Below are 24,306 nucleotides of genomic sequence, written 5' to 3' on the forward strand. Positions count from 1 at the left end.
GACATACTGTGCCCATGGCGATCATTCGAGCCGCGCGGCCGGAAGACGCGGCGGCGCTTGCGGAATTGGCCAGGGCCGCCTACTCGGTCTATGTCGAACGGATGGCGGGCACCGAACCCGCCCCCATGCGCGACGACTACCCCTCGCTCGTCGATTCGGGGCAGGTATGGGTGGCCGAGCACGACGCGGCCGTCGTGGGCATGCTGGTGCTGAAGCTCAAGCCGGACCATGTGCAGCTCAACAACCTCGCCGTTTCTCCGGCGCGGCAGGGCACTGGACTCGGGAAACAGCTGCTTGACTTCACCGATGCCTATGCCCGGGAGCATGGCCGCGCCGAGGTCCGGCTTTACACGAACGAAGCGATGACCGAAAACCTCGCGTATTACCCGCGGCACGGGTTCCGGGAAACGCATCGCGGGGTTGAGAACGGCTATCACCGGGTGTATTTCGCCAAGGACCTTTCCCGGGTTTAGGGGGTCCGCTCGTAGAGCGTTCCCAGGCGCACCAGGGTGGGGCGTCCGTCCGGGCCGGGATCGTAGAACTGCACCGCCAGGTAGTTCCCGGGGGTTCCGACGTCCAGCACGAATCGGCTCCGCGCGTGGTCGACGCAGGTGATCGGCATGGCTTGGCCGCCGCCGGCGGGGCTGCCCATCAGCCGGTCCCATTCGGACAGTCCGGCGTCGGGAGTCAAGCGGGCGTGGAGCTTTCCGTCGCGGACCTCGACGGACACCTCGCCGTCGGCGGCTCGGTAGCGGCCAGTGAAGCGTTCGTTGCCGATCTCGGTCCTCGGCCCGGGCGGGGCGATGGCGGGCGGGCCCTTGACGGCGAAGTATTCGTCGAGGATTTCCGTGCACAGGGTGGTATGCAGCAGCGCGCCGGTGGTGCTGTTGGTGAGGACCGCGAGCACGACCTGCTGCCGGGGAATGACGTAGAGGGTCGAATGCATGCCGAGGTTGGCGCCGGAATGCGTCAGGACCGGGTCGTCGCCCTCCCGGAAGATGCCCCAGCCGAGGCCGAAGTTCGCGCAGCCGCGGAGACAGCCCCAGAACTCGTCGTACTGCGGCGTGCGCATTTGTTCCAGGGCTGCCGGAGACAGGAGACCGGGTCCGTCGAGGTGCGTCCGTCCGAAGTGGATCAATGCCTCGGCGTCCAGCCACAGGCGGGAGCCAGCCGGGCCGTATTCGGGCCAGACCCTCAGGCGCGGGACCCGGGAGACGGTGCCGGTCGCCGGGTCGACGACGTGTCCTACTGCGGTTGAGCGGAGCAGCATCTCCTCGGCGTCCGCGGTCGCGTTCATGCCGAGCGGCCGCAGAAGGCGGGTGCGCAGCGCGACGTCGAAGCGTTCCGCGGTGATCGTTTCCACCAGGCGCCCGAGCGTGCTCATTCCCATGTTGCTGTAGGAAAACCGCCGGCCGGGGACGCCGGTGACGGTCAGCGTCGCGAGTTCGCGCATGAGCCGTTCGAGCACGTCGTCGCCCGGGGCCAGGTCGGGCAGGTAGTTGCCGGGCAGACCGGACGAGTGGTTGAGCAGCATCCGGACGGTGATCGCCGCGGAGCGATCAGGGTCGGCGGTGGTGAAGCCGGGCAGGTACTTCAGTACGGGAGCGTCGAGGTCTAGCCGCCCTTCATCCACCAGGGTCATCGCCAGCGTGGAAGTGAGCGTCTTAGTGACGGATCCGGCGGCGAACAGCGTGTCCGGCCGCACGGGGGCACCGGTCACCACGTTGGCTGTCCCGGTCTCGGCCCGGACGAGGGCGCCGTCGTGCCACAGCGCGGCCGACGCGCCCGTCACGGTGAACTTCTCCGCCAGCCGCGAGAGACGGGCGGCGAGTTCGTTCGAGGTGAGCATCGGTGCGGCCCTTCTCCGGAAGCGTTCGGTGCTCCGATGCTGCCAGCAAGCGGAGTCCGCCGTCTTCGAACATTGTCGAACGGTCCGCGATGGCCGCTCGACTCCTGTCCATACCTGGGCGGTGCCGACCGTCCTAGCGTGAGGTGACGGCGTGAGGACCACGGAAGGAAGACGACGATGTCACTCCTGCTGACCGGTGCGACGGTCATCGACGGCGTTTCCGACAAGGGCATCGACGGACGCGCGATCCTGATCGAGAACGGCCGCATCGTCGCGATCGACCGCCCGGACGAGCTGCCGGCCCCGGCCGAGACCCTCGACTTCAGCGGGAAGTTCATCATCCCCGGGCTGATGAACGCCAACGTGCACCTGCTCGTCAACGTCCTCTTCGAGACACTCGTCCGCTACGAGGGACGCTACGAGGACTTGATCGTCGAGGCCGCGCAGGTCGCGCTGAAAAGCGGGATGACGACGGTCTTCGACACCTGGGGGCCGCGGCGGGCGCTGATGGCGGCTCGTGACCGGATCGACCAGGGCGCGGTGCCCGGCAGCCGCATTCGCTGCGCGGGCAACATCATCGGCTTCGACGGCCCGTTCTCCGACGACTTCGACCGGCGGATCCCCGGCGTCGGCAGCTCGCATTTCGTCGACCGGGTGAACGCGGCGTGGGTCGAGAACGTCGGGCGGCAGTTGATGTGGCTGACACCCGAGGAAGTCGGGAAAGAGGTCCGCACGTATCTCGAACGCGGCGTGGATTTCCTGAAGTACGCGTCGAACGAGCACGGCGGGGCCGCGGCTGGCGCCTTCATCCAGTTCTCGGAGCGCACGCAGCGCGTCATCGTCGAAGAAGCGCATCGCGCCGGGTTGACCGCGCAGGCGCACACCTCGTCCGTCGAGGGCTTGCGGCTGGCGATCGAGGCGGGCTGTGACCTCGTGCAGCACGCCAACACGACCGGGCCCACCGAGATCCCCCGGGAGACCCTCGAACTGTTCGCCGGGAAGGACTGTGGCGCCGTCGTCTTTCCGCTGACGGACAACGGTTTCAAGGTCCTGAAAGAGTCCATTTCGGACCATGAATGGACCATGTGGAAAGCCGCCGACGCCAACGCCCGCAACCTCGCCGCTTCGGGGGCGTCGATCCTCCTCGCCAATGACGGCGGCATCTTCGCCCCGGAAGTCCTGAACGAGCCGATGATCAAGGGCACCTGGAACGGCCTGCCCGAGGACGAGGCGCTGGGCCGCCTGGCGACCGGGCATTTCGTCTGGCTCCGGGCGATGGAGGAAAAGGGCATGTCGCCGATGGCGCTGCTGCACGCGGCGACCCGCAACATCGCCAAGGCCTACCAGGTCGACGACGACCTCGGGACGCTCGAAGCGGGCAAGATCGCCGACCTGGTCGTTCTCGACGAGGATCCCTTGCAGAGCGCCAAGAACTACCAGAGCATCCACGCCGTGATCAAGGACGGCACCGTGGTGGATCTCGACGCGTTGCCGCAGCAGCGGCTGTTGACCGCTGGCCTTCCTCCTGCGCTGGAGGAAGAGGCGCATTACAAGAGGGCCCTCCACCACGGCGCGCGTCTGCCGGGTTGTCCCTCGTGTGTGAAGGGAAACCACTGATGTCGACGACGTTGGACGCTGCCACGTGCCACGCGCAGGCATTGGTGTGGGAGCAGCACTGTTGCCTTCCGCTCGACCCGGACACTGATGTCGACGCCCTGTGGCGGTATGCCGAAGCGGGAGCGTCGTACGTGTCGGTGAACGTCGGCTACGCGCCGCATGACGTCGCGGACACGATCCGCGTGCTGTCGGGGTTCCGGCACCAGTTGCTCGCCCGGCCTGACCGCTACGTCCTGGCGCACACCGTCGAGGACGTGCGCGCGGCCAAGGCCACCGGACGGCTCGCGGTCGCGTTCGACCTCGAAGACACCCGGCCGCTGGGCGGGCGCGCCGACCTGGTGCAGACCTACTACGACCTCGGCGTGCGCACCATGTTGCTGACCTACAACCACCGCAATGCCGCCGGCTCGGGCTGTCACGACGAGTCCGACGGCGGCCTGACGGCGTTCGGCCGGGAGGTGGTGGCCGAGATGAACCGGGTGGGGATGGTGGTCGACGCCGCGCACTGCTCGTACCGGACGTCGATGGACGTCTTCGCCGCGTCGACGGCTCCGGTGGTGCTGTCCCACACGGCGGCGCGGGCGGTGCACGACCACGAGCGCAACGTGTGGGACGACCAGCTGCTCGCGTGCGCGGCGACCGGCGGCGTCGTCGGGATCAACGGGGTCGGGATCTTCCTGGGGGCCAACGACGCGAGCACCGAGGCGCTCGTCCGCCACCTCGACCACGCCGTGGAAGTGGTCGGCTGGGAACACGTGGGGCTCGGGCTGGACTTCTGCTTCGCCGAGACCGGCGCCGACGCCGAACTGGCCGCGAATCCGGACCTGTTCCCGCCGAGCTACTCGCAGTGGGACCGGCTGGAGTTCATCGAACCGGAGCGCCTGCCCGCCATCACAGCGGCGCTGCTGGACCGCGGCCACTCCCCCGAAGCGGTGCTGGGCATCCTCGGCGGGAACTTCCTCCGCGTGGCCGGGCAGGTATGGCGGTGACCCGGCGCGTTGTCGTCGTCGGAGCTGGCGTCGTCGGGCTTTCGTGTGCGTGGTTCCTGCAGGAGCACGGCGCGGAGGTCACCGTCCTGGAGCGTTCGGGCGTCGGAGCGGGCGCGTCGTGGGGCAATGCCGGATACCTCGTGCCCGCCATGGTCGCGCCGCTCGCGGAGCCCGCCCTGCTGCGGGAAGGCGTACGAAGCCTTCTCACCCCGGGATCGCCGGTCTCGGTGCGCGGGCTGCCGACCGCGTTCCTGACTGGGTTCACCCGGAACGCGACGGCGTGTCGATGGCGGCGAGGCATGGCTGCGCTCGGGCCCCTGGCGGCAGAAAGCCTCCGCGCCTTCGACGAACTGGTCAAGGGCGGGGTCGCCGCGGAGATCCACGAGCGGACCGTTCGGATCGGGTTCACCGCGGGCCAGGACACCGCGGGGCTTGAGCACGAACTCGCCGCCGCCCGCGCTGCCGGGCAGGACGTTTCCTACCGGATCTCGGCGGGACACGAGCCTCCGTTCTCCAGCCGGGTGCTGCGGGTGCTGCATCTGGAAGGGCAGCGGTTCCTCGCGCCGGGCCCGTTCCTCGACGCGCTCGCCGGGGCGGTGCGCGAGCGGGGCGGCGAGATCGTCGAGGGCGCGCACGTGCGGTCGATCGGATTCGGGCCGGGCGGGCTGCAGGCGGACACCTGGGCGGGACCGCCGCATCGGGCGGACGCGGTCGTGCTCGCGACCGGCGCGTGGTTGCCGGAACTGGGCCGGCAGCTGGGCATGCGGGTGCCAGTGCAGGCCGGACGCGGCTACTCGTGCAGCGTCCGGCTCGCCGAACCGCTCACCGGCCCGGCCTACCTGCCCAGTGTCCGGGCGACGCTCACGCCGTACGGCGACCGGGTCCGGGTCACGGGCACCATGGAGATCGCCGACCGGGACGCGCCCTTCGACAGTCGCCGCCTGGAGGCGATCCTGCGCTCGGTCCGGCCGCTCCTCGACGCTGGCTGGGAGGACGTTCGCGAACCCTGGGTCGGGTCCCGGCCGTTGACGCCCGACGGCCTGCCGGTGATCGGGGCGACGAAGGTGCCGGGCGTCCACGTCGCGGGCGGCCACGGCATGTGGGGCGTGACGCTGGGCCCGGCCACCGGGAAGCTGCTGGCCGGACAGCTGATGAGCGGAATCGACGCGCCAGAGCTGGCCCCGTTCGGGGGCGCCAGGAGGTTTCGATGACCGACGCCGTCACCCCGCCGCCCGCTCCGGCGTTCCGCCGGCAGGGCGATCTCCTGCTGTTGTCCGGTCAGGTCGGAGTCGACGAGCACTGGCGGCCGGTGGCCGGGACGTTCCCCGACGAGGCCCGCGCGGCCTTCGCGAACGTCCGGCGGGTACTGGCGGAGGCCGGTGCGCTGCCGGACCGGATTCTCAAGGTCACCGCTTACCTGGCAGACCTCGGGGACTTCGCCGGCTACAACGAGGTCTGGCTCGAAGAGTTCCCCGGACAGCGTCCCGCGCGGACGACGATCGGCGCGGCGCTGGTCCCGCCGTTCCGGGTCGAACTCGACGTCGTCGCTTGGCTCGGCGACACTTCCTGAGCGGCGGGACCAGCGCCGCGAAGGAAGGCAACCGTGAGCGAAGACCTGCAGCGGGTGGTGGACACGCTGGCCCGGCAGCTGGGACGGGCGGTCGCGGTCGACGACGTCCATTTCCGGCTGCTCGCCTACAGCGCGCAGGCCGGGCCGATCGACGACATGCGCGCGCAGGTCATTCTGAACCGCGAGGCTCCGCCGGAGGCCGTCGCCTGGTTGCGGCAGTTCCGGCTCCCCCGCGCGGACGGGCCGGTGCGCCTTCCCGCTTCCGCGGAGCACAAGCTGCTGCCGCGCGTCGCGATCCCGATCCGGTTCCAGGGTGTCCAGTTCGGCTACCTGTGGCTCATCGACGCCGAAGAACCGGTGGACGACGCCGGGCTCGCGCTCGCCAGCGCCGCGACCGCCGAAGCCGCGGAGGTGCTCTTCCGCGAGCGGGCGCTCGGCGAACTGCACGACGCCCGCGTCGGGGAATTCCTGCGGGACCTGCTGTCGGAGGACCAGGCGGCTCGCGCTCTCGCTGCCGATGGGCTCGTCGAATCGGACCTCTTCGCGGCGCGCAGCGGGGTCGTCGCGATCGTCGTCGCGCCGTTGCCGGTAGCCGGACAGGAGGTCGACGAGGGTGACCGCCTGGCGCTCGGCGCGGCCCTGCGCGCGGCGGCCATCGCGGTGCCGGTCCGCGAGAGCATGGCGCTGGTCCGCCCTAACCACGGTTTGCTCGTCGTGACCCAGCGCGCGCTGGAACGGGTACCGCGGCTCGCGGAGGAGCTGTGCTCGTCAGCGGCGCAGCGACTGGGACGCGCCGACCGCTGGCGGGCCGTGGTCGCCGGGGCGGGCCGGCCGACCGCGCAGCTGGCCGACGCCGCGACCTCGTACCGGCAGGCACTCGACGCAATCCGCGTCGCCGACGTCATCCGCGCGTTCCAGCCTGTCGCCCGGCACGAGGAGCTGGGGATCTATGCCTTGCTGGCCGCGCAGCCGCGCGAACAGCTCCGCGGCATGGGGGCCGCGGAGGCGATCACCGCGCTCCTCGACGCCGATCCAGAGCTGCTCGTCACGGCGGAGACTTTCCTCGACCGCGCGGGCGATTCTCGTGCGGTGGCCGAGCGGCTTGGGGTGCACCGGGCGACGATTTACTATCGGCTGCGGCGGATCGAGGAACTGACCGGCTTTGATCTGGGCGACGGGGAACGCCGTCTTGTCCTGCATCTCGGGATCAAGGCGGCTCGGCTTCTCGGCGACGTGTGACGCGGCCGGTGCCGGTCAGCGATCCCAAAACCCTTGCTTCTCCAGCAAAGCCACGGCCCGCTCCCCCGCGTCCGCGAGGTGTTTCTCCACCAGCGTGCGCGCCCGGGCGGCCGTGCGGGCGGACAGTGCGTCCAGGATTTTCCGGTGGTCGTCCCGCGCCTTGTCCGGCCAGTCCTCGTGCGCCTCGTAGAACCCGTGCGACACCGTCTTCGCCAGAATCCCCAGCAGCGACAGGAGCCGGCGCGAGTCCGCGGCGTAGTTGATCCGGCGGTGGAACTCGTAGTTCAGCCGTTCCTGTTCGGCACGGTCCACCGCGGAGTCCATCCGGTCCGCGAGGTCGTGCAGCGCCTGCAGGCTTTCCGGGGACAGGTTCTTCGCCGCGCGCTCCGCCGCCAGTCCGGACACGACGCCGAACACGCGGTAGTGGTCCCGGATGTCGTCGCGCGTCATCCGGGCGACGAACGCGCCCCGGCGGGCGATGTGCTCCACCACGCCCTCGTGGTCGAGCGTGATCAGCGCTTCGCGGACGGGCAGTTTGCTGATGCCGAGTTCGTCGGCCAGCGCTTCCTGGTCGATCTTCGCCCCGGCGCGCAGCTGGCCGGAGAAGACCCGCCGCCGGATCTCCTGCGCGGCCAGCGCCTTGAGGTTCGCCGGACCGGTGCGGCGCGGTCCGGCACTCGCGGTTTCGGGCATCGCCACGACCTTCTCCCATCCCTGCATCGGATGAAGTATTACACGACCGGGCCACGTCTGGCGGATCGCTCCGGCTGCGCCGCTCTCCCGTGCGGCAGCCGGAAATGCCTGCTGAACTGGAGATTTACCCCACTGGAGGTCTGTTCGGCGATGTGAGCCATCAGATGATTTCTGATAAAGTATTTTCCTGAACGGCCGGCTGAGCCATAGTGTGAGGCATGGCAGCAGCGGTTACCCCCGAGGACTTCCGGCCGATTCTGGAGCTGGTGCGCGACTTCGTCCGGGCGAAGGTCGTTCCGCGCGAGCAGGAGATCATGGACGGCGACGCCATCCCCGACGACCTGCGGGCGCAGGCGGCGGAGATGGGCCTGTTCGGGTACGCGATCCCGCAGGAGTGGGGCGGGCTCGGGCTCGACCTGACCCAGGACGTCGAACTGGCGATGGAGTTCGGTTACACGTCGCTGGCGTTGCGGTCGATGTTCGGCACCAACAACGGCATCGCCGGGCAGGTGCTGGTCGGGTTCGGCACCGACGAGCAGAAGAGCGAGTGGCTGGAGCGCATCGCGTCGGGCGAGGTCGTCGCGTCCTTCGCGCTCACTGAGCCCGGGGCCGGGTCGAATCCGGCCGGGCTGCGCACGAAGGCGGTGCGTGACGGGGACGAGTGGGTGCTCGACGGGCAGAAACGGTTCATCACCAACGCTCCCCTGGCGGACCTGTTCGTCGTGTTCGCCCGCACCCGCCCCGCCGACGAGTCCGGGCCGGGCATCGCGGTGTTCCTCGTCCCGGCGGGCACGCCGGGGTTGGAGGTCGGGCCGAAGGACAAGAAGATGGGCCAGGAAGGCGCCTGGACCGCGGACGTCACCTTCAACAATGTCCGGGTGCCGGGGTCCGCGCTGGTCGGCGGGAACGAGGACGACGGATACCGGGCCGCGATGACCTCGCTGGCACGGGGACGCGTGCACATCGCCGCGCTGGCGGTCGGTTCCGCGCAGCGGGCGCTGGACGAATCGGTGGCGTATGCCGCGTCGGCGACGCAGGGCGGGCAGGCGATCGGCGATTTCCAGCTGGTGCAAGCGATGCTGGCCGACCAGCAGACCGGGGTGATGGCCGGTCGGGCTTTGGTGCGGGAGACCGCGGCGCGCTACGTGTCCGGTGAGGACCGTCGGATCGGGCCGTCCGCGGCGAAGCTGTACTGCACCGAGATGGCGGGCAAGGTCGCCGACCTCGCGGTGCAGATCCACGGCGGCACCGGCTACATGCGCGACGTCCCCGTCGAACGGATCTACCGCGACATCCGGCTCCTGCGGCTCTACGAAGGCACCAGCGAGATCCAGCGGCTGATCATCGGCGGCGGCCTCGTGCGCCAGGCGAAGAAATGACCAACCGGGCGAGGGAAGCGGCGACCCTCCTGTTCGTCCCGGGCGACCGGCCGGAACGCTTCGGCAAGGCGATGGCCGCCAAGCCGAGCCTGGTCGTGCTCGATCTGGAGGACGCGGTCGCCCCGGAGCGCAAGGAGTACGCGCGGGAACAGGTCGTCGCGTGGCTCAAGGAAAACCCCGAGTGCGCGGTGCGGGTCAACGCCGCCGGCACCCCGTGGCACGACGAAGACCTCGCCGCGCTCAGGGGCCGCCGGTGCACCGTGATGCTGCCGAAAGCCGAACCCGCGACGACCCGCGCCGCGGCCGAACAGCTCGGCGTCCTGCCCGCCGTGATCGCGCTGATCGAAACCGCACGCGGGATCCTGGACGCGCGGGACACCGCCACCGTCCCGAACGTGCACCGCCTCGCGTTCGGCAGCTTCGACCTCGCCGCGGAACTGGGCGCCGATCCGGCCGACCGGGACGCGTTCGTCGCCGCCCGGGGCGCGCTCGTGCTCGCGTCGGCGGCGGCCGGTCTGCCCGGGCCGATCGACGGCGTCACCGCGGATCTCGACAACGAACTGCACCTCACCGACGAAGTCCACTACGCGCGGCGGCTCGGGTTCGCCGGAAAGCTGTGCGTGCACCCGAAACAGGTCCCCGTCGCCGCGGCGGCGCTGCGGCCGACGCGCGAAGAAATCCGCTGGGCGCACTCGATCCTCGACGCCGCCGGTGCGGGCGGCGCGGTCGCGGTGGGCGGGCAGATGGTCGACAAACCGGTGCTGGAGCGTGCTCAGCGCGTCCTCCGGCAGGCACGAGAAGGGAACGGGCGATGACGCTCACCGACGACGAACAGCAGATGGTCGCCCTGGTCGCAGACTTCGTGGACGAACGAGTCCGGCCCCGGGTCCGCGAGTTCGAGGCCGACGACGTCTACCCGGCCGAGTTCATCGAGGAGATGAAGAAGCTCGGGTTCTTCGGGCTGCTCGCCCCGGCCGAGTACGGCGGAGTGGACGTCAGCACCGCCTGCTTCGCCCGGGTCACCGAGGAACTCGCCCGCGGCTGGATGAGCCTCGCGGGCGCCATCGGCGGGCACTCGGTCATCACGTATCTGATCAAGACCTTCGGCACGCCGGAGCAGCGTGAGAAGTACTTGCCCGCGATGGCGGAGGGCCGGATCCGGGCGACGATGGCGCTGACCGAGCCGGGCGGCGGCAGCGACCTGCAGGCGATGCGCACCCAGGCCGTGCCGGGCGACGAGGGTTACACGATCACCGGGTCGAAGACCTGGATCTCCAACGCCGCGCACTCCGGGTTGATCGGGCTGCTGTGCATCACCGACCGCGACGCGAAACCCGCCCACCGCGGTATGAGCGTGCTGCTGGTCGAACCCGGCGACGGGCTCACCATCTCCAAGAAGCTCCCCAAACTCGGCTATCGCGGGGTCGAAGCATGTGAACTGGTCTTCGACGGCCAGAAAGTGCCCGCGGACGCGGTGCTCGGCGGCGAGCCGAACCACGGCTGGTCGCACATGATGCGCGGGCTGGAAGTCGGCCGCATCCAGGTCGCCTCCCGCGCGCTCGGGGTTGGGCAGGCCGCGTTGAACGACGCCGTCCGCTACGCCCAGGAACGCGAATCCTTCGGCAAACCCATCTGGAAACACCAATCCGTCGGCAACCTCCTCGCCGACATGGCCACCAAAATGCGCGCCGCCCGCCTGCTCACATTGGACGCCGCCGAGAAACTCGACGCGGGCGAACGCGCGGACATGGAGGCCGGGATGGCGAAACTGTTCGCCTCGGAGACCGCGATGCAGGTCGCGCTTGACGCCATCCGCGTGCACGGCGGCTACGGGTACTCGAAGGAATACGACGTCGAACGCTACTTCCGCGACGCCCCCTTGATGATCGTCGGCGAGGGAACCAACGAAATCCAGCGCAACGTCATCGCCGCCCAGCTCGTCGCCCGCAACAAGATCTGAGGAACCCCATGACTCTGCTCACCGGCCGGACCGCCGTCATCACCGGCGGCGCCCAAGGCATCGGACTCGCCATCGCCGAACTGTTCGCCGCCCACGGAGCGCGCGTCGTCCTCGGCGACATCGACGGCGACGCCGCCGAGAAAGCCGCGCACAGCCTCAACGGCGACGCCATCGGCGTCCGCTGCGACGTCACCACAGCATCCGATGTGGACACTCTGCTCGCCGCGGCCCCGTCTCCGGTGGACGTGTTCGTCAACAACGCGGGCATCACCCGCGACGCCACCATGCGCACCATGACCGAGGACGACTTCGACCAGGTCATTTCCGTGCACCTCAAGGGAACCTGGAACGGCACCCGCAAAGCCGCCGCCATCATGCGCGAACGCAAGAGCGGCGCGATCGTGAACCTGTCGTCGCTGTCGGGCAAGGTCGGCATGGTCGGCCAGACCAACTACTCCGCCGCCAAAGCCGGGATCGTCGGACTCACCAAAGCCGCCGCCAAGGAAATGGCGCACCACGGCGTCCGGGTCAACGCCATCCAGCCCGGTCTCATCCGCACCGCGATGACCGAGGCGATGCCGCAGAAGGCGTGGGACCAGAAGATGGCCGAGATCCCGATGCGCCGCGCGGGCGAGGTCGGCGAAATCGCTTCGGTGGCCTTGTTTCTGGCGTCCGACCTGTCGTCGTACATGACCGGGACGGTGCTCGAAGTGACAGGCGGGCGGTTCATGTGACCGGCTGGGAACCGCATGCGGTGACGACCGCGGAGCTGGTCGACCCGGCCCCGGTCGCGGCACTGGCCGCGCTCTTCGACAACGGGCTTCCCGCGCCACGGCCGGGCGAGGACCTGCCGCCGCTGTGGCACTGGGTCGCGCTCCCCCGCTGGCCCAGTTCCGCCGAACTCGGCCCCGACGGCCACCCCGCCCGCGGCACCTTCCTCCCGCCGACCGACCTGCCCCGGCGAATGTTCGCCGGAGGAGAAGTCCTGATACACCGCGCCCCGAAGATCGGCGAAACCGTCACCCGAAGGTCCATTGTGGACTCCGTGACCGAGAAATCCGGCCGCTCTGGCAAGCTGGTGATCGTCGTAGTACGGACCGTGCTGTCCAGCGTGGACGGTTCGCCGCTCGTCGAGGAACGCCAGGACCTCATCTACCGCGAAGCAGGCACGACCACCGCCGAAGCGCCGGTCGAACCCGCCGACCTCGCCGGTGCCCCGTTCCGCCGCACCGAGGACGGCTGGGATTTCGCCACCGACCCCACCCTGCTGATGCGCTTCTCCGCCGCCACCGCAAACCCGCACCGCATCCACTACGACTGGCCCTACGCCACCCGGACCGAGGGCTACCCCGGCCTCGTCGTCCACGGGCCGCTGATGTCGCTCGCGCTGGCCGAAGTGCTGCGCCTGGACTCCCCCGCCGCGCGCGTGACCCGGCTGGCGCACCGGAACCTGGCCCCGCTGTTCTGCGGCCAGCCCGCGCAGCTGCGCACCGAGCCGCGTCCCGGCGGCGCGACCCTGACCCTCACCGGCGCTGCCGGACCGCGCACCAGCCTCGAAGCCGATTATCACGAGGAAGGCACTTCCCATGCGTGACGCCGTCATCTGCGAACCTGTCCGCACCCCGATCGGACGCTTCGGCGGCGCGCTCAAGAGCGTGCCCGCCGCCGACCTCGCCACCATCGCGCTCAAGGGCCTGCTGGAACGCACCGGCCTGCCCGCCGACGCGATCGACGACGTCATCCTCGGCCACTGCTACCCCACCACCGAGGCCCCGGCGATCGGCCGGGTCGTCGCGCTGGACGCGGGGCTGCCGGTCACCGTTCCCGGGATGCAGGTCGACCGGCGCTGCGGTTCCGGACTGCAGTCGGTGCTGCTGGCCGCGCTGCAGGTGCAGGTGGGCGCGAGCGAGCTGATCGTCGCGGGCGGCGCGGAAAGCATGTCCAACACCGTCTTCTACGCCAACGACCTCCGCTGGGGCGCGAGCGGCGCGGGCGTCCACCTGCACGACTCCCTCACCCGCGGCCGCCAGACCCCCGGCGGCAAGCACTACCCGGTGCCCGGCGGCATGCTGGAGACCGCGGAGAACCTGCGGCGGCAGTACGGCATCAGCCGCGAAGAACAGGACCGGCTCGCCGCGAGGTCGCACCACCGGGCCGTCGCCGCACAGCAATCCGGAGTCTTCGCCGAGGAGATCGTCCCGGTGCCGGTCGAGACGCGGAAGGGCACCGTCGTCGTGGACACCGACGAGCACCCTCGCCCGGACACGACCGTCGAGACCCTGGCGAAGCTGCGACCAGTGCTGGGCAAACAGGACCCCGACGCCACCGTCACCGCGGGCAACGCCAGCGGCCAGAACGACGCCGCCGCAGTATGCATCGTCACCACCCGCGAACGTGCCGAGCAGCTTGGCTTGCACCCGCTGGTGCGGCTGGTCTCCCACGGCGTCGCCGGGGTCGAGCCGAAGATCATGGGCATCGGACCCGTCCCCGCCTCCGCACTCGCACTCGAACGCGCCGGACTCAAGATCTCCGACATCGACTTGATCGAACTCAACGAGGCATTCGCCGCGCAAGCGCTGGCGTGCACGCGGGAATGGGGCTTCGGCGGAAAGGATTTCGACCGGCTCAATGTGCACGGCTCGGGAATCTCGCTGGGCCATCCGGTCGGCGCGACTGGCACTCGAATCCTCACGACAATGGCGCGGGAAATGCAGCGCCGCGAAGCCCGCTACGGCCTCGAAACCATGTGCATCGGCGGCGGGCAGGGCCTGGCCGCGGTGTTCGAACGGATCGCCTCGTGACCCGCGTCTTCGGTTCGGTCGACGAGGTCCGGGCCGGCCGGGCGCACCTCGCTTCAAACCTCGAAGGCCGCGCATGAACCCGGCGCTGCTGGCCGGACTGCGGGTGGTCGAGCTGTCCGCGTACGTCGCGACGCCGCTGTGCGGGCTCACCCTCGCCCAGCTCGGCGCGGACGTCATCCGGGTCGAACCGCTCGGCGGCGCCGCCGACCGTACACGCTGGCCGTTGTCCGACGCCGGGACCAGCCTCTACTGGTCCGGGCTCAACAAGGGGAAACGCGCCGTCGCGGTCGACCTGGAGTCCGAAGTGGACCGTCGCAGGGTCGCGGACCTGATCGTCGGCGGCGGACCGTGCGTGGTCGTGACGAACACTTCGCGGCACCCGGACCTCGGTTACGAGGCCCTGAGCGCGCGACGGCCCGACCTCATCCACGTGCTCCTGTCCGGACGCGCCGACGGCGGTGCCGCGGTGGACTACACGGTGCAAGCCGGCACCGGCTTCCCGCTGCTCACCGGCACGGGTCCGGAGCCGGTCAACCACGTGGTGCCCGCGTGGGACGTCTGCGCCGGGCTGTACCTGGCCGTCGGGCTGCTCGCTGCTGAACGGCATCGGCAGGTCACCGGGGAGGGCCGGTCCATTCAGGTCGCGCTGGAGGACGTCGCGCTCGCCACCGCCGGGAACCTCGGGTACCTCGCCGAGGCACAGCTCACCGACCATTCCCGGGCCAAGTCCGGCAACGAGATCTACGGCACTTACGGCGACGACTTCGAGACCGCCGACGGTGTCCGGGTGATGATCGTGCTGCTCACCGAACGGCACTGGCACAAAATGCTCGCCGCCACCGGACTTGCCGACGCCTTCGCCGGGCTGAGTGAGACGCTGGGCATCTCGTTTGCCACCGAATCCGACCGGTACCGGCACCGCGACGTGATCTCGCCGCTGCTGGCGCGGTGGTTTGGGCGGACGCCGTATGCCGAGGTGGCGGAAGTGCTTACCCGGCACCGGATTCTGTGGGAGCGCTACCGCAGCTTCGCCGAACTGGGCACCGAGTTGGAGGGGCGGGCGCTGTTCGGGGAGGTCGACCAGCCGGGCGCGGGACGGCATTGGGCGCCGAAGTCGCCGATCCAGGTGGACGGTTCCCGGCTGGATCCGCGGGCGGCTCCGGAGGTGGGGCAGCACAACGACGAGGTACTGGGCTGACCAACCCTTGTGCCGCGCTGGAGGGAGGCTTGAGCGCCGCCGGAGCCGGCGGGCGGGGGAAAATTTTTTGACACTCAGTCCCATTTGAAGCGTAGTATCAGACCCATGGACGACGCGGGGGAAACGCCGCCGATCGAACAGGGACGCCGGACGCGGGCCGCGATCCTGCTGCCGCCGCGCCGGCCCGCGACCTCGGCCGGCGGGGTGAGCGGACGGGTGCGCCGCGCGAACGGCGCCGCGGTCGGCGGAGCGGAACTGGCGCTGGTCGACGCCACGGGCAATCAGGTGGACGTCACCCGCAGCCGGGGCGACGGCACCTACGCACTACGGACCGCCGGCGACGGTCGCTATCTGCTGACCTGCACGAGCCCGCAGGGGCCGCCGTCGGCGGAGTTCATCACCGTGCTGGCCGGGCGGCTGCGGCAGGACGTCGTGGTGCCTGAGGATGCTGGACGGCTTTCGGGAGTCTTCGGGACGCCGGGGTCGATTGAAGCCGAGGAACCCGCGATGGCTCCGTCCGGACTGCCGGGGCGCGGCTTCGCACTCGCTGCCGACACCAGGATCGATGAGGCACCAGCGCCAGCCGAAGCCGGGGACCCCGCGGTGATCCCGTCCGGGCGCATCGGACTCGGCGACGCACCTCTCCCTCCGAACGCCGAGCAGGGCGCGGAATGCCGATGACCCGCCGACGCTCCCCCCGACACCTCCCGCCGAACACTCCCGGCGGGCTGTTGACCTGGGTCCGGAACCTGCTGTCCTTTCCCCAGCAGGTTCCGGGCCCTGCCCTCGGGCGGCGCGCGGGCACGACGGACCGGACCAACGTCCACAGTGGACCGAAAGCCTGGGCGCTGCGGGACCGGCTCGCGAGCGCCGTCCGGGCCGTGCCGGGCGGACGGGCCGGACGAGGCGCTCGCGAGGGGCGGTTACTCCAGCAGCTGGCGGTAGACCGCCTCGGTCTCGCGGGACGGGTCGATGCCGAGTTCGTCGCGCAGGGTCGTGCGGAGTTCCTGATAGGCCACCAGTGCGTCACCGCGGCGGCCGCTGCTGTCGAGGGCTCGCATGAGCTGGCGGCAGAACCATTCGTCGGAGGCGTAGCGCGCGGCGAGGGAGCGCAGTTCGGCGATCAGTTCGCGGTGCCTGCCCAGTTCCATCTCGGACTCGATGGCCAGCTGGAGCGTGTCGCGCCGTTGCTCCTGGAGGTCGACCGCGTACGCCGAGAGGTGCGGGCCGAGCTTGATGTTCGCCAGCGGGGTCTCCGCCCACAGCTCGAGCGCGGACCGCAGGTGCACGGCGGCGTCGGCGAACCTGCCCTCGGCGAAGTCGCGCCTGCCGCGCTGCCGCAGTTCGTCGAAGCGCCGCAGGTCGAGCTGGTCGGACCCGACTCGCAGGAGGTAGCCCGGCGAGCGGGTGATCAAGATCTCGTCGCCGCCCGCGAGCCGTTCCTGCTCGATCAGCCTGCGCAGCTGGCTGACGTACGTCTGCAGGGTGGTCAGCGCGCTGCGCGGGGCGTCCTCGCCCCACAGTTCCCGGATCAGCGAATCGGTGCCGACCACCTGGTTCGCCCTGACCAGCAGCAAGGCCAGCACCTGCAGCACTTTCGGCGCTTTCGGGGTGCAGTCGCGCACCCCCTTCCACACCTGCAGCGAGCCCAGGAGCGAGAACCTGACCCGGCTGTTTTCCGCAGGTCTCGGCCTGTCCACGGGAACCTGCCCGACGATGCGCAGTTCCGCGTTCTGCTCGTGACGCTCGGCGAGATCCTCGCACCGCGCCGAAGTCGCAGTGAATGCCACAACGAACCCCCCAAGTTTATAGGTTCTTCAAGCATGTCGTTCGACGAGCGCTTCGTCGCGCCCAGAATTGCCCGCGAAGGAGAATACTTAGTGCTCCGACCCCAGACCCAGTCATTCTTTCCGAAGCGATGCCACCGGAAAGCAAAATCGACTTTACCACCGGCCAGGTATGCCGTCAACCAACTGTCGCGGCATCCCGTGAGCAGTTATTCCTTACCGGGACAATAGGGGACCGCCGTTAGACTGAAGCCACCGTGATCTGCCCCTCGCCGCACAACCGGATCGGGGAAGCAGTGCAATCCCGGCCGCAGGCAAACGGGCGGCACTTCTCGATTCGGCGTGCCCGCCGTAAGGCTTCCGGCAATTTTCCGGTGAACGCCGCGATGCCGTCCGGGAAACCGAACCCACGGGGTATCCCTCAGCGGATATCCCGCCATTTCATATGCGCGAATATGCATTTGTACGCGGCGGTACCCTGGAACGTCCCGCAGGCGCCGCACGGGGTTACCGAACGAATGTTCAATTTTCTCGCTCGTTCACGCACGATTCAGGAGGCGAGAGAAAGCTCGTCCGCCGATCTAGTGGACACCTCGCCCGGGCACCCTACGATAGTCGTAATACACTCAATTCGGACACGCGCCGGGGCATTGCCATTCAGGCCGGGAAAACAAAGCTCGCCATCAGCACATGCACCACAGTTCCCCCGACAATGCTCAAGACGGCATTGCGGCGCCACAGGTGCAATCCGGCCGTCACCGCCAGCGCGACAATCGGCGCTAATGCGCTCGGCGCGGTCCATGAAACGTCTCGCAGGCAATAACCGAGCAGGATCACCATCACCCCGGCCGGCATGCGGGTGCTCAAATACCGCACGGTCCGGCTGGAGCGCAGCGGCGCCAGCACCGCGAAGGGAAGCGCGCGTAATGCCCAGGTAACCGCGGCGGAAACGGCGACAGCGGCCAGCAGGTAGCCGGGGTCAGGCATCGCGCACATTCCTTCCGCGGACCGCGCACCGGACCAGCAATGCGACAGTGAACAGCACAAATGCCACCAGCAGCATTTGGCCGGGGAAAACCAACCGCGCCACGGCCGCGCTCAGTGCGGCGAGGATCGGCGTCGGCACGTCGTCCCGACGCTCGCGGACGGCGTCGATCGCCAGCACCACGAACAGGGCCGTCATGGCGAAATCGAGGCCGACCACGCTGCTGGGGATCAGCGCGCCGAGCAGCCCGCCCGCAGTGGCGCCGCCGACCCAGAACAGGTGCAGGAACAGTTGCAGCCAAAGGATTCGCTCGCCGTCCCAGTCGCGGGCTTTGTCCGTTGTGGACAGTGCGTAGGACTCGTCGGTGAGGGCGAACGTGCTGTACGCGCGCGCCCCGCGGCCGCGCACGCGGTGCAGCGGGAAGGACAGGGCGTAGAACACGTGCCGGACGTTGACCAGGAACGCCGACAAGCCGATCGACGCCAGCGGGGCCGCCGCCGCGGCCAGCCCGATGAGCAGGAACTCGAACGAACCCGCGTAGATGAACGTGGTGAAGACCGTCGCCCACCACCAGTCGAGGCCCGAATGCGTGAGGAACGCGCCGAACGCGAGCCCGAGCGGGACCAGGCCGATGCCTACGGACCCGCAGTCCTTCAGTGCGGCCAGAGCGGGCGGGCGATCACGAACAGCCAGGTCAACGACGGTTTCCACCCTTGGAACACTACGTCAGCGCTCGGCTAATTTGGTGTCCGATCATGGCGGTACGATGCCCGGGTGAGCAACATAGTACGACTGGATTCGGTAGATCGGGACATTTTGTTTCACCTGCGTCAGGACGGCAGGCTGACCAACGTCGAACTCGCCAAGCGGGTCGGGCTCACCCCTCCCCCGTGCCTGCGGCGGGTCAAACGCCTCGAGGACGCCGGGGTGATCGCCGGCTACCGCGCGGTGCTCGATCCGGAGGCGGTCGGCCGGGGCCTGGAAGCGCTCATCGACCTCGAGGTGTACGCGACGGACCGGGCGACCATCGAGTCGCTCGAGGACACCATCGCGGCCTACGAGGAGGTGATCGAGTTCCGCCGGCTGTTCGGCCGCCCCGACTACTTCATCCGGGTCGCGGTCGCCGATCACGCCGCGTACGAGTCGTTCCAGACCCGCAAGCTCGCCGGGCTGCCCGGCGTCCTGCGCGTCACGTCCCACCTCACGATGAAGAAAATCAAAAGCGACACCTGACGCCGATCACAGCTCCCGCACGGCAAGGAGGTTGTGGCCGGTCCGGCCGGTCTCGCGGAACCCGAGCTTTTCCAGGACCCGGCGCGACGCGAGGTTCCAGTCCCAGACCGTCGCCCGCAACCGCCGGTAGCCCGCTTCCCTCGCCCACGCGACGACGGCCTGGCCCGCTTCGGTGGCATACCCGTGACCGTGCGCCGCGCGCAGCAACTCGTAGGCCAGTTCCGGCTCCTCCCCGGGAAAGACCAGGCCGCAGTATCCGATGACCTCGGCGGTGTCCTTTCGTTCCACCGCAAGGAGTCCTGGATTCTCCGCCGTCCGCGCGGCGAGGTCCGCCACGGTCGGCCTGCCGTCGGGACCGATCCGCCGGTGCGGCGGCACCCGCGGATCCCGTTCGGTCCACAGCTGGCGATAGACGGCGGCCTCGCTCGCCGTGCGGCTCCGGAGGACGAGACGGCTAGTCTCCAGCACTGGCGACATCTCAGCCCACCGTGACCACTCGCGCCCAGTCCGGCGGGGTCTCCGGACGGTACTGGGGATTGTTCTCGTCCACCCAGCTCTCCCGGGGGAACAGGCCCACGACTGTCCGGCAGGGCGGTCGTGCGCTGGGCCACGGGGTGTATCCGTCAGTCAGCGCCACGATCACGTCCGGACGCGGGCTGGCGCGCAGTGCGGTGGCGAATCCGGTGCGCAGGTCCGTGCCACCGCCGCCCAGCAGCGGAATTCCCTCGGCCCGGCACAGCTGGCCCGTGGCGTAGGCGGCGGCGTCGCACGACAGCACCGACACGAGATCGCGCCTGCCGCCGACCGCGCGGACGATCTCGGCGATTTCGAGGATCGCGCTCCCCAGTTCGGCGTCGCTGACCGAACCGGAGGTGTCGACGATGACGCAGACGTTCGGCGGACGCCGGCGCAGGCTCGGCAGGACGACGCCGGGCAGGCTGGCCGACCGGCGCGCGGGCCTGCCGTAGCTGTAATCCTCGCCGGCGCCGGACATCGCCGACCGGAGCGCCGGCCCCAGCAGTTCCCGCCACGGCTGCGGCGGGTGGAACGCCTCGTCCGCCCAGCGTTTCCAGCCCGCCGGAACGTTTCCGGGACTGCCGTTGATGCCTTGCGCGACCCGGAACCGGACGGCGTCGCGTTCCTGTTCGCTGAGCCCGTGCGCGCCGTCGGGCCCCAGCTCCCACTCGCGCTCCAGCCCGTCCGCGCCGCTGCCGCAGTCGAGCCAGGCGTAATCGCCGGTGAAGGGCCCGAGCCGGAATTGGCTCAGGTAGTCCTCCATCAACTCTCCCTCGCGCAATCTGAGCACCGCCGGTTCGACCGCGCCCGCCGGCCGGGGCAGCCCGTCGCCGAACACGTCGTCGTTGATTTCGCAGTCCGCGGCGATGTTCATCCGCAACCGCTCCCCCGGCCCGGTCAGCTCGTGCTGCGCGGCGTAGCGGTCGCTGCGCCCGTGATGGTCGCGCAGCAGGTGCGAGACCTCGTGCACCCAGACTCCGGCCAGCTCCTCCAACGGAGTGCGGTCCACGAACCCGGGCGAGACGTAGCAGCGCCAGTGGCGGTCCACCGCCATCGTCGGCACTCTCTCGGACACCACGGGATGCAAGGCGAACAACGCCGTCGCCAGGTACGGCCGTTGCCGGACAGCGTGCAGCCGCGCGGCGAAGAGCTTCTCCTCGTCCATCTTCACGAGCGCGCACCCGCCGCCTGGTCTGCCCGCCGCGACAAGGCCACCGCCCCGGACAGCCGCTCGATCGCCGCGGGCACCTGCCAGCCGTCGCGGCGCAGCGCGGCGAGCGTCGCGGCGGGCACGACCACCAGATCCGGTGCGCCGGTTTCCAGTGCCAGCACCAGCAACGACCATGCCGCGTTCCAGCGTGGCTCGTCCGGCCGTCTGCGCACGGCTTCCACGACGCCGTCGAGCACCGTCTGACGCAGGTCGCCGCGTTCGGGCAGCACCGCCGCGCCGGGATCGGCGAGCAGTGTTTCGGGGTCGGGCAGGTCCATCCGGTCCAAGCTGGCCAGCAGTTCCAGGCCCGGACCGTCGCCGACCGTGCCGCGCACCAGCATGGACAGCACCTCCCGGCTGACGCCCGCCGCGGTGGCGAACGCGATCAGCCGCACCGTCATGTCCCAGCTGCGCGGGGACGGCCACGGACCGCCGCGCCGGGCTTCGCTCTTCGGCAGCTGATGCACGAGCGTCGGCCGCGTGGCCAGCAGACCGCACACCGCGCGGCGGGCGAACGTCACGGCTTCGGGCAGCTGTCCAGGGTCCAGCCGCGGCAGCGCCGCTTTCGGCCATGTCCCGCTCAGGCCGCGCACCACGACGTCGTGGTCGTAGGTCCATTGCAGATGGACGAACCGGTTGGCCAGCGGCGGGCTCAGCTCCCAGCCATCGGCGGCGGAAGACCGCGGATTGGCGGCGGCCACGATCCGGATCCCCGGCGGCAGCCGCAAAGCGCCGACCCGCCGTTCGAGCACGACGCGCAGCAACGCGGCCTGGACGGCGGGCGGCGCGGTGGACAGCTCGTCCAGGAACAGGAGCCCCCGGCCCGCCCGGACCAGGCGCACGGCCCAGTCCGGCGGTGCCATCGGGACGCCCTGCTGCGCGGGATCGTCGCCGACCACCGGGAGACCGGAGAAGTCGGACGGTTCGTGCACGCTGGCGATCACCGTGGTCAGCGGCAGTTCGAGGGTCTCCGCCAGCTGGGTCAGCGCGGCGGTCTTGCCGATGCCGGGTTCGCCCCACAGCAGCACCGGCAGATCGGCGGACACGGCCAGCGTCAACGCTTCCAGCTGGCTGTCGGCGCGTGGTTCGGTGGTGGTGTCGGCCAGCAGGGCAAGCAGATCGGCGGCGATGTCCAGCGGGCGGAAGTGCGTGGTTTCAGACAGTTTTGATCACCTTTCAGGTCGGGAGAGTGCGACGGCGAGTATCCGATGTGGACCGAGGCGGTCCGTATCCGGTCAGCCCGGCCCGGTAGAGGCCGTGCGTTACCTGGCGGCGCGCGGCGGTTTCCAGTTCGTCGCGCAATGCGCCGCCGCCCAGGAGCACGTCCGGTCCGAGCAGGTCTTCGACCGCGGCGAGGGCGCCGGCGGTGTCGCCGTGGTCCAGCCTGGCGCGGACGTCCGGGAGATTTTCCGGATTTCGGTGTGCTTCGTCGATCGCGCGCAGGCACGGCAGCTCGGTGCCGCCCAGCGCGCCCAGGAGTTCTTCGCGGCGGATCTCGTCGGGGTCGTGGTCCAGCGGGACCAGCACGCCTTTCACCACGCCGATCCGATGCGTAGCTCCACGGCATTCGACGAGACGATCCCTTGCGCCGCGCGGGTTTTGCGGCGCAAGGGATCGATGGCCGGGCCGAAGTGCCGACGCGACAAGCGGATGCAGCTGGCCGGCGTCGATCAGCCCGGCGTGGAGCAGCTCCAGGTCAGGCAGGACCCACGTCGCGGCGTCGGGCAGAACCGGCATCGCCCGGGTCCGGTTTTCGGCTGCTCCGCCCAGGTTCAGCGTCAGCCGGTGCCGGGAGGAGAGCCGCACGGCGACGAGGCCGGTCGTTCTCCCCTCCGCACGCAGCAGCAGCGCTGCCTCGGCCATCCACTGGTCCAGCACGACCGGCGGCCACCGTCCCGCCCGTTCGGGCAGCTCGCCGGTTCGGCGGGCGTCCCACAGGTGGCGATGCAGGTCGAGGCGGTACCGGCGGTCGGGGCGCGGATGCGGATGCAGCCCCGCCCCGGGTGCGGACGGCGTCCACAGCGCGAGGCTGATCCGCTGGCCGGCCCCGGCCCACGCGGGCGGTGTGCGTGCCACGAGGTGGATCTCGCCGCCGTACCGGGCCAGCGACACCGTGAGACCGGGCCGGAGCAGGCCGTCCGGCGCGATGCGCGGGAAATGCCAGCGAAGCAGGTCCGGAGCCAGGTGCCGCAGATCGGCGCGGATCTGCGCGGCGACCGCGGAGCCGTGCACGCGGCGCACGGTTCGCAGGTCCAGATCCACGTCGAAGCGCGCGGCGGCGCAGGCTCCGGCCCAGTCTCCGGCGGAGCGGCGGGCGGTCGCTGAGGTGATCATCGGCGGCGGCACGGCGAATGCGCGCACGCGCGCCCAGAAATGAAGACGAGGATTCTCGTTCGCGGGGAAAGTGCCCATCAGCACTCACCTGCGGCGAACGAAACCCCCGATCTGTTCGAGTAGGTGCTCATCGCCGTCAGGGTAGCAGGACGGCAGCCGGAGGCGGCGTGTCATATTCTGACACCTCCGTGTTCCGAAGAGCGGTCAGCGGGCGTCACCAGGCGCTTGCGGGTCGTTACGGTCGGGGCACGCGACAGGGAGGGAGTCCTGGTGACGGAACCGAAACGGCAGACCCTCACCGAGCGCCGGGCCGAGGAGCTGCGCATGAGCATCGCGCTCACCGCGCGCGACCTGTTCGTGGCCGAAGGCGACACCTCGGTGACTGTCGAACGGATCTGCGAGATCGTCGGGATCAACCCGCGGACGTTCCACCGGCATTTCCCGGTCAAGGAGGACGTCCTGATGCCGCTGCTGCGGCGCAGCGAACGCGTGATCGTGCAGGGTCTCGATGCCGCGCCCGACGACGCGGACCCGATCGAGGTGCTCACGGCCGTCCTCACCACCGAGCTGAACCGGCGGCAGGTGCCCGAGTACGACCACCAGATCATGACGCTGATCGTCAACACCCCGCAGTACCGGCTCCGGTTCGTGGAATGGTGCGAGGGCCTCAGCGAGGCGGTCACGCGGTTCCTGGCGCGGTATTACGAACTCGATCCGGACCCGTTCCTGCGCGAACTGCCCGCGCTGCTGGTGATCCAGACCATGCGGCACTCGCTGACGCGGTGGGTGCAGAGCGGCGGGTCCGACGATTTCAGCGACATCGAGCGGTGGGATTCGCGCGGGCTGCGGCTGGCATTGAGCGGGTTGACCCGGCTCAGCGGATAAGCGGCGATGCCAGGAACCTCAGCTGCGCGACTCCAGCACCTGGATGACTGGGTGTGCAGGT

25 protein-coding genes are annotated in these 24,306 nt (G+C 70.0%); 16 read left to right on the forward strand and 9 right to left on the reverse strand.

Features of this window, described 5'->3' with window-relative positions; translation table 11 throughout:
* Positions 1-14 precede the first annotated feature (14 nt).
* On the forward strand, positions 15-473 hold the full coding sequence (locus ACFSVL_RS23265) for a GNAT family N-acetyltransferase (protein WP_378307473.1): 459 nt from the start codon (positions 15-17) through the stop codon (positions 471-473).
* Here the strand turns inward: ACFSVL_RS23265 and ACFSVL_RS23270 are convergent.
* On the reverse strand, positions 470-1,849 hold the full coding sequence (locus ACFSVL_RS23270) for a serine hydrolase domain-containing protein (protein WP_378307475.1): 1,380 nt from the start codon (positions 1,847-1,849) through the stop codon (positions 470-472). The two genes, ACFSVL_RS23265 and ACFSVL_RS23270, sit on opposite strands and share 4 nt — an antisense overlap.
* Before the next feature lie 177 nt (positions 1,850-2,026).
* On the opposite strand from ACFSVL_RS23270, the gene ACFSVL_RS23275 reads away from it, so the two are divergent.
* Genes ACFSVL_RS23275 through ACFSVL_RS23295 form a run of 5 tightly spaced genes read left to right on the forward strand, consistent with a single transcriptional unit; the run spans position 2,027 to position 7,264 of the window.
* A complete protein-coding gene (locus tag ACFSVL_RS23275) occupies positions 2,027-3,466 on the forward strand; it encodes an amidohydrolase family protein (RefSeq protein ID WP_378307477.1) in 1,440 nt (479 codons plus the stop codon).
* The gene (locus tag ACFSVL_RS23280) at positions 3,466-4,455 is read left to right on the forward strand and encodes a dipeptidase (RefSeq protein ID WP_378307479.1); all 990 of its coding nucleotides are present in this window, start codon (positions 3,466-3,468) and stop codon (positions 4,453-4,455) included. Before ACFSVL_RS23275 ends, ACFSVL_RS23280 begins: the two co-directional genes overlap by 1 nt.
* Complete coding sequence (locus ACFSVL_RS23285; protein ID WP_378307481.1) at positions 4,446-5,666, forward strand: NAD(P)/FAD-dependent oxidoreductase; 1,221 nt, start codon at positions 4,446-4,448, stop codon at positions 5,664-5,666. Before ACFSVL_RS23280 ends, ACFSVL_RS23285 begins: the two co-directional genes overlap by 10 nt.
* On the forward strand, positions 5,663-6,025 hold the full coding sequence (locus ACFSVL_RS23290; RefSeq protein ID WP_378307482.1) for a RidA family protein: 363 nt from the start codon (positions 5,663-5,665) through the stop codon (positions 6,023-6,025). Before ACFSVL_RS23285 ends, ACFSVL_RS23290 begins: the two co-directional genes overlap by 4 nt.
* Before the next feature lie 33 nt (positions 6,026-6,058).
* Positions 6,059-7,264: a PucR family transcriptional regulator gene (locus ACFSVL_RS23295; RefSeq protein ID WP_378307484.1), complete on the forward strand. Its 1,206-nt coding sequence runs from the start codon at positions 6,059-6,061 to the stop codon at positions 7,262-7,264.
* Between the two features lie 15 nt (positions 7,265-7,279).
* On the opposite strand, the gene ACFSVL_RS23300 is transcribed toward ACFSVL_RS23295, so the two are convergent.
* A complete protein-coding gene (locus ACFSVL_RS23300; RefSeq protein ID WP_378307486.1) occupies positions 7,280-7,984 on the reverse strand; it encodes a GntR family transcriptional regulator in 705 nt (234 codons plus the stop codon).
* Positions 7,985-8,175: 191 nt separating this feature from the next.
* On the opposite strand from ACFSVL_RS23300, the gene ACFSVL_RS23305 reads away from it, so the two are divergent.
* From ACFSVL_RS23305 to ACFSVL_RS23340, 8 genes are all read left to right on the forward strand, one after another.
* Entirely contained in the window at positions 8,176-9,336 is a 1,161-nt protein-coding gene (locus ACFSVL_RS23305; protein WP_378307488.1) for an acyl-CoA dehydrogenase family protein, read from the forward strand.
* Positions 9,333-10,151, forward strand: a complete 819-nt coding sequence (locus tag ACFSVL_RS23310) for an HpcH/HpaI aldolase/citrate lyase family protein (protein ID WP_378307490.1) — start codon at positions 9,333-9,335, stop codon at positions 10,149-10,151. Before ACFSVL_RS23305 ends, ACFSVL_RS23310 begins: the two co-directional genes overlap by 4 nt.
* Positions 10,148-11,296, forward strand: a complete 1,149-nt coding sequence (locus ACFSVL_RS23315) for an acyl-CoA dehydrogenase family protein (RefSeq protein WP_378307492.1) — start codon at positions 10,148-10,150, stop codon at positions 11,294-11,296. Before ACFSVL_RS23310 ends, ACFSVL_RS23315 begins: the two co-directional genes overlap by 4 nt.
* Before the next feature lie 8 nt (positions 11,297-11,304).
* The gene (fabG, locus tag ACFSVL_RS23320; protein WP_378307494.1) at positions 11,305-12,030 is read left to right on the forward strand and encodes a 3-oxoacyl-ACP reductase FabG; all 726 of its coding nucleotides are present in this window, start codon (positions 11,305-11,307) and stop codon (positions 12,028-12,030) included.
* Positions 12,031-12,050: 20 nt separating this feature from the next.
* The gene (locus ACFSVL_RS23325; RefSeq protein ID WP_378307496.1) at positions 12,051-12,890 is read left to right on the forward strand and encodes an FAS1-like dehydratase domain-containing protein; all 840 of its coding nucleotides are present in this window, start codon (positions 12,051-12,053) and stop codon (positions 12,888-12,890) included.
* Positions 12,883-14,097 carry an acetyl-CoA C-acetyltransferase gene (locus ACFSVL_RS23330; RefSeq protein ID WP_378307498.1) on the forward strand — a complete coding sequence of 405 codons (1,215 nt, stop codon included), beginning with the start codon at positions 12,883-12,885 and terminating at the stop codon, positions 14,095-14,097. The genes ACFSVL_RS23325 and ACFSVL_RS23330 overlap by 8 nt, the downstream gene beginning before the upstream one ends.
* Positions 14,098-14,170: 73 nt before the next feature.
* A complete protein-coding gene (locus ACFSVL_RS23335) occupies positions 14,171-15,295 on the forward strand; it encodes a CoA transferase (RefSeq protein WP_378307500.1) in 1,125 nt (374 codons plus the stop codon).
* Positions 15,296-15,400: 105 nt separating this feature from the next.
* Entirely contained in the window at positions 15,401-15,976 is a 576-nt protein-coding gene (locus ACFSVL_RS23340) for a carboxypeptidase-like regulatory domain-containing protein (RefSeq protein WP_378307502.1), read from the forward strand.
* Between the two features lie 242 nt (positions 15,977-16,218).
* Here ACFSVL_RS23340 and ACFSVL_RS23345 read toward each other — a convergent pair whose 3' ends face one another.
* From ACFSVL_RS23345 to ACFSVL_RS23355, 3 genes are all read right to left on the reverse strand, one after another.
* The gene (locus ACFSVL_RS23345; RefSeq protein WP_378307504.1) at positions 16,219-17,085 is read right to left on the reverse strand and encodes an AfsR/SARP family transcriptional regulator; all 867 of its coding nucleotides are present in this window, start codon (positions 17,083-17,085) and stop codon (positions 16,219-16,221) included.
* 654 nt (positions 17,086-17,739) lie between these two features.
* Positions 17,740-18,069: a branched-chain amino acid transporter permease gene (locus tag ACFSVL_RS23350; RefSeq protein ID WP_378307506.1), complete on the reverse strand. Its 330-nt coding sequence runs from the start codon at positions 18,067-18,069 to the stop codon at positions 17,740-17,742.
* A complete protein-coding gene (locus tag ACFSVL_RS23355; RefSeq protein WP_378307508.1) occupies positions 18,062-18,778 on the reverse strand; it encodes an AzlC family ABC transporter permease in 717 nt (238 codons plus the stop codon). Before ACFSVL_RS23355 ends, ACFSVL_RS23350 begins: the two co-directional genes overlap by 8 nt.
* Positions 18,779-18,841: 63 nt before the next feature.
* On the opposite strand from ACFSVL_RS23355, the gene ACFSVL_RS23360 reads away from it, so the two are divergent.
* Positions 18,842-19,300, forward strand: a complete 459-nt coding sequence (locus ACFSVL_RS23360) for an Lrp/AsnC family transcriptional regulator (protein WP_378307510.1) — start codon at positions 18,842-18,844, stop codon at positions 19,298-19,300.
* 6 nt (positions 19,301-19,306) lie between these two features.
* On the opposite strand, the gene ACFSVL_RS23365 is transcribed toward ACFSVL_RS23360, so the two are convergent.
* From ACFSVL_RS23365 to ACFSVL_RS23380, 4 genes are all read right to left on the reverse strand, one after another.
* On the reverse strand, positions 19,307-19,777 hold the full coding sequence (locus tag ACFSVL_RS23365; protein ID WP_378307512.1) for a GNAT family N-acetyltransferase: 471 nt from the start codon (positions 19,775-19,777) through the stop codon (positions 19,307-19,309).
* A 1-nt stretch (position 19,778) separates the two neighbouring features.
* Positions 19,779-20,981, reverse strand: coding sequence for a vWA domain-containing protein (locus ACFSVL_RS23370; protein ID WP_378307829.1), 1,203 nt, complete (start codon positions 20,979-20,981; stop codon positions 19,779-19,781).
* A gap of 2 nt (positions 20,982-20,983) precedes the next feature.
* A complete protein-coding gene (locus ACFSVL_RS23375; RefSeq protein WP_378307514.1) occupies positions 20,984-22,084 on the reverse strand; it encodes an AAA family ATPase in 1,101 nt (366 codons plus the stop codon).
* A 118-nt stretch (positions 22,085-22,202) separates the two neighbouring features.
* On the reverse strand, positions 22,203-23,438 hold the full coding sequence (locus ACFSVL_RS23380; RefSeq protein ID WP_378307516.1) for a hypothetical protein: 1,236 nt from the start codon (positions 23,436-23,438) through the stop codon (positions 22,203-22,205).
* 192 nt (positions 23,439-23,630) lie between these two features.
* Here ACFSVL_RS23380 and ACFSVL_RS23385 point away from each other — a divergent pair, with 192 nt between their 5' ends.
* Positions 23,631-24,245, forward strand: a complete 615-nt coding sequence (locus ACFSVL_RS23385; RefSeq protein WP_378307518.1) for a TetR/AcrR family transcriptional regulator — start codon at positions 23,631-23,633, stop codon at positions 24,243-24,245.
* The last annotated feature ends 61 nt before the right edge of the window (positions 24,246-24,306 follow it).

The organism is Amycolatopsis silviterrae (genome assembly GCF_042684085.1).
GTDB classification, from domain to species: domain Bacteria; phylum Actinomycetota; class Actinomycetes; order Mycobacteriales; family Pseudonocardiaceae; genus Amycolatopsis; species Amycolatopsis silviterrae.

Bases quoted from the DNA above. Each gene is read 5' to 3' on its own strand.
- ACFSVL_RS23285 (WP_378307481.1), top strand. From the start codon at position 4,446: ATGGCGGTGACCCGGCGCGTTGTCGTCGTCGGAGCTGGCGTCGTCGGG.
- ACFSVL_RS23305 (WP_378307488.1), top strand. From the start codon at position 8,176: ATGGCAGCAGCGGTTACCCCCGAGGACTTCCGGCCGATTCTGGAGCTG.
- ACFSVL_RS23350 (WP_378307506.1), bottom strand. From the start codon at position 18,069: ATGCCTGACCCCGGCTACCTGCTGGCCGCTGTCGCCGTTTCCGCCGCG.
- ACFSVL_RS23310 (WP_378307490.1), top strand. From the start codon at position 9,333: ATGACCAACCGGGCGAGGGAAGCGGCGACCCTCCTGTTCGTCCCGGGC.
- ACFSVL_RS23270 (WP_378307475.1), bottom strand. From the start codon at position 1,849: ATGCTCACCTCGAACGAACTCGCCGCCCGTCTCTCGCGGCTGGCGGAG.
- ACFSVL_RS23315 (WP_378307492.1), top strand. From the start codon at position 10,148: ATGACGCTCACCGACGACGAACAGCAGATGGTCGCCCTGGTCGCAGAC.
- ACFSVL_RS23340 (WP_378307502.1), top strand. From the start codon at position 15,401: ATGGACGACGCGGGGGAAACGCCGCCGATCGAACAGGGACGCCGGACG.
- ACFSVL_RS23365 (WP_378307512.1), bottom strand. From the start codon at position 19,777: ATGTCGCCAGTGCTGGAGACTAGCCGTCTCGTCCTCCGGAGCCGCACG.
- ACFSVL_RS23335 (WP_378307500.1), top strand. From the start codon at position 14,171: ATGAACCCGGCGCTGCTGGCCGGACTGCGGGTGGTCGAGCTGTCCGCG.
- fabG (WP_378307494.1), top strand. From the start codon at position 11,305: ATGACTCTGCTCACCGGCCGGACCGCCGTCATCACCGGCGGCGCCCAA.
- ACFSVL_RS23330 (WP_378307498.1), top strand. From the start codon at position 12,883: ATGCGTGACGCCGTCATCTGCGAACCTGTCCGCACCCCGATCGGACGC.
- ACFSVL_RS23300 (WP_378307486.1), bottom strand. From the start codon at position 7,984: ATGCAGGGATGGGAGAAGGTCGTGGCGATGCCCGAAACCGCGAGTGCC.
- ACFSVL_RS23265 (WP_378307473.1), top strand. From the start codon at position 15: ATGGCGATCATTCGAGCCGCGCGGCCGGAAGACGCGGCGGCGCTTGCG.
- ACFSVL_RS23290 (WP_378307482.1), top strand. From the start codon at position 5,663: ATGACCGACGCCGTCACCCCGCCGCCCGCTCCGGCGTTCCGCCGGCAG.
- ACFSVL_RS23380 (WP_378307516.1), bottom strand. From the start codon at position 23,438: ATGGGCACTTTCCCCGCGAACGAGAATCCTCGTCTTCATTTCTGGGCG.
- ACFSVL_RS23280 (WP_378307479.1), top strand. From the start codon at position 3,466: ATGTCGACGACGTTGGACGCTGCCACGTGCCACGCGCAGGCATTGGTG.
- ACFSVL_RS23370 (WP_378307829.1), bottom strand. From the start codon at position 20,981: ATGGACGAGGAGAAGCTCTTCGCCGCGCGGCTGCACGCTGTCCGGCAA.
- ACFSVL_RS23275 (WP_378307477.1), top strand. From the start codon at position 2,027: ATGTCACTCCTGCTGACCGGTGCGACGGTCATCGACGGCGTTTCCGAC.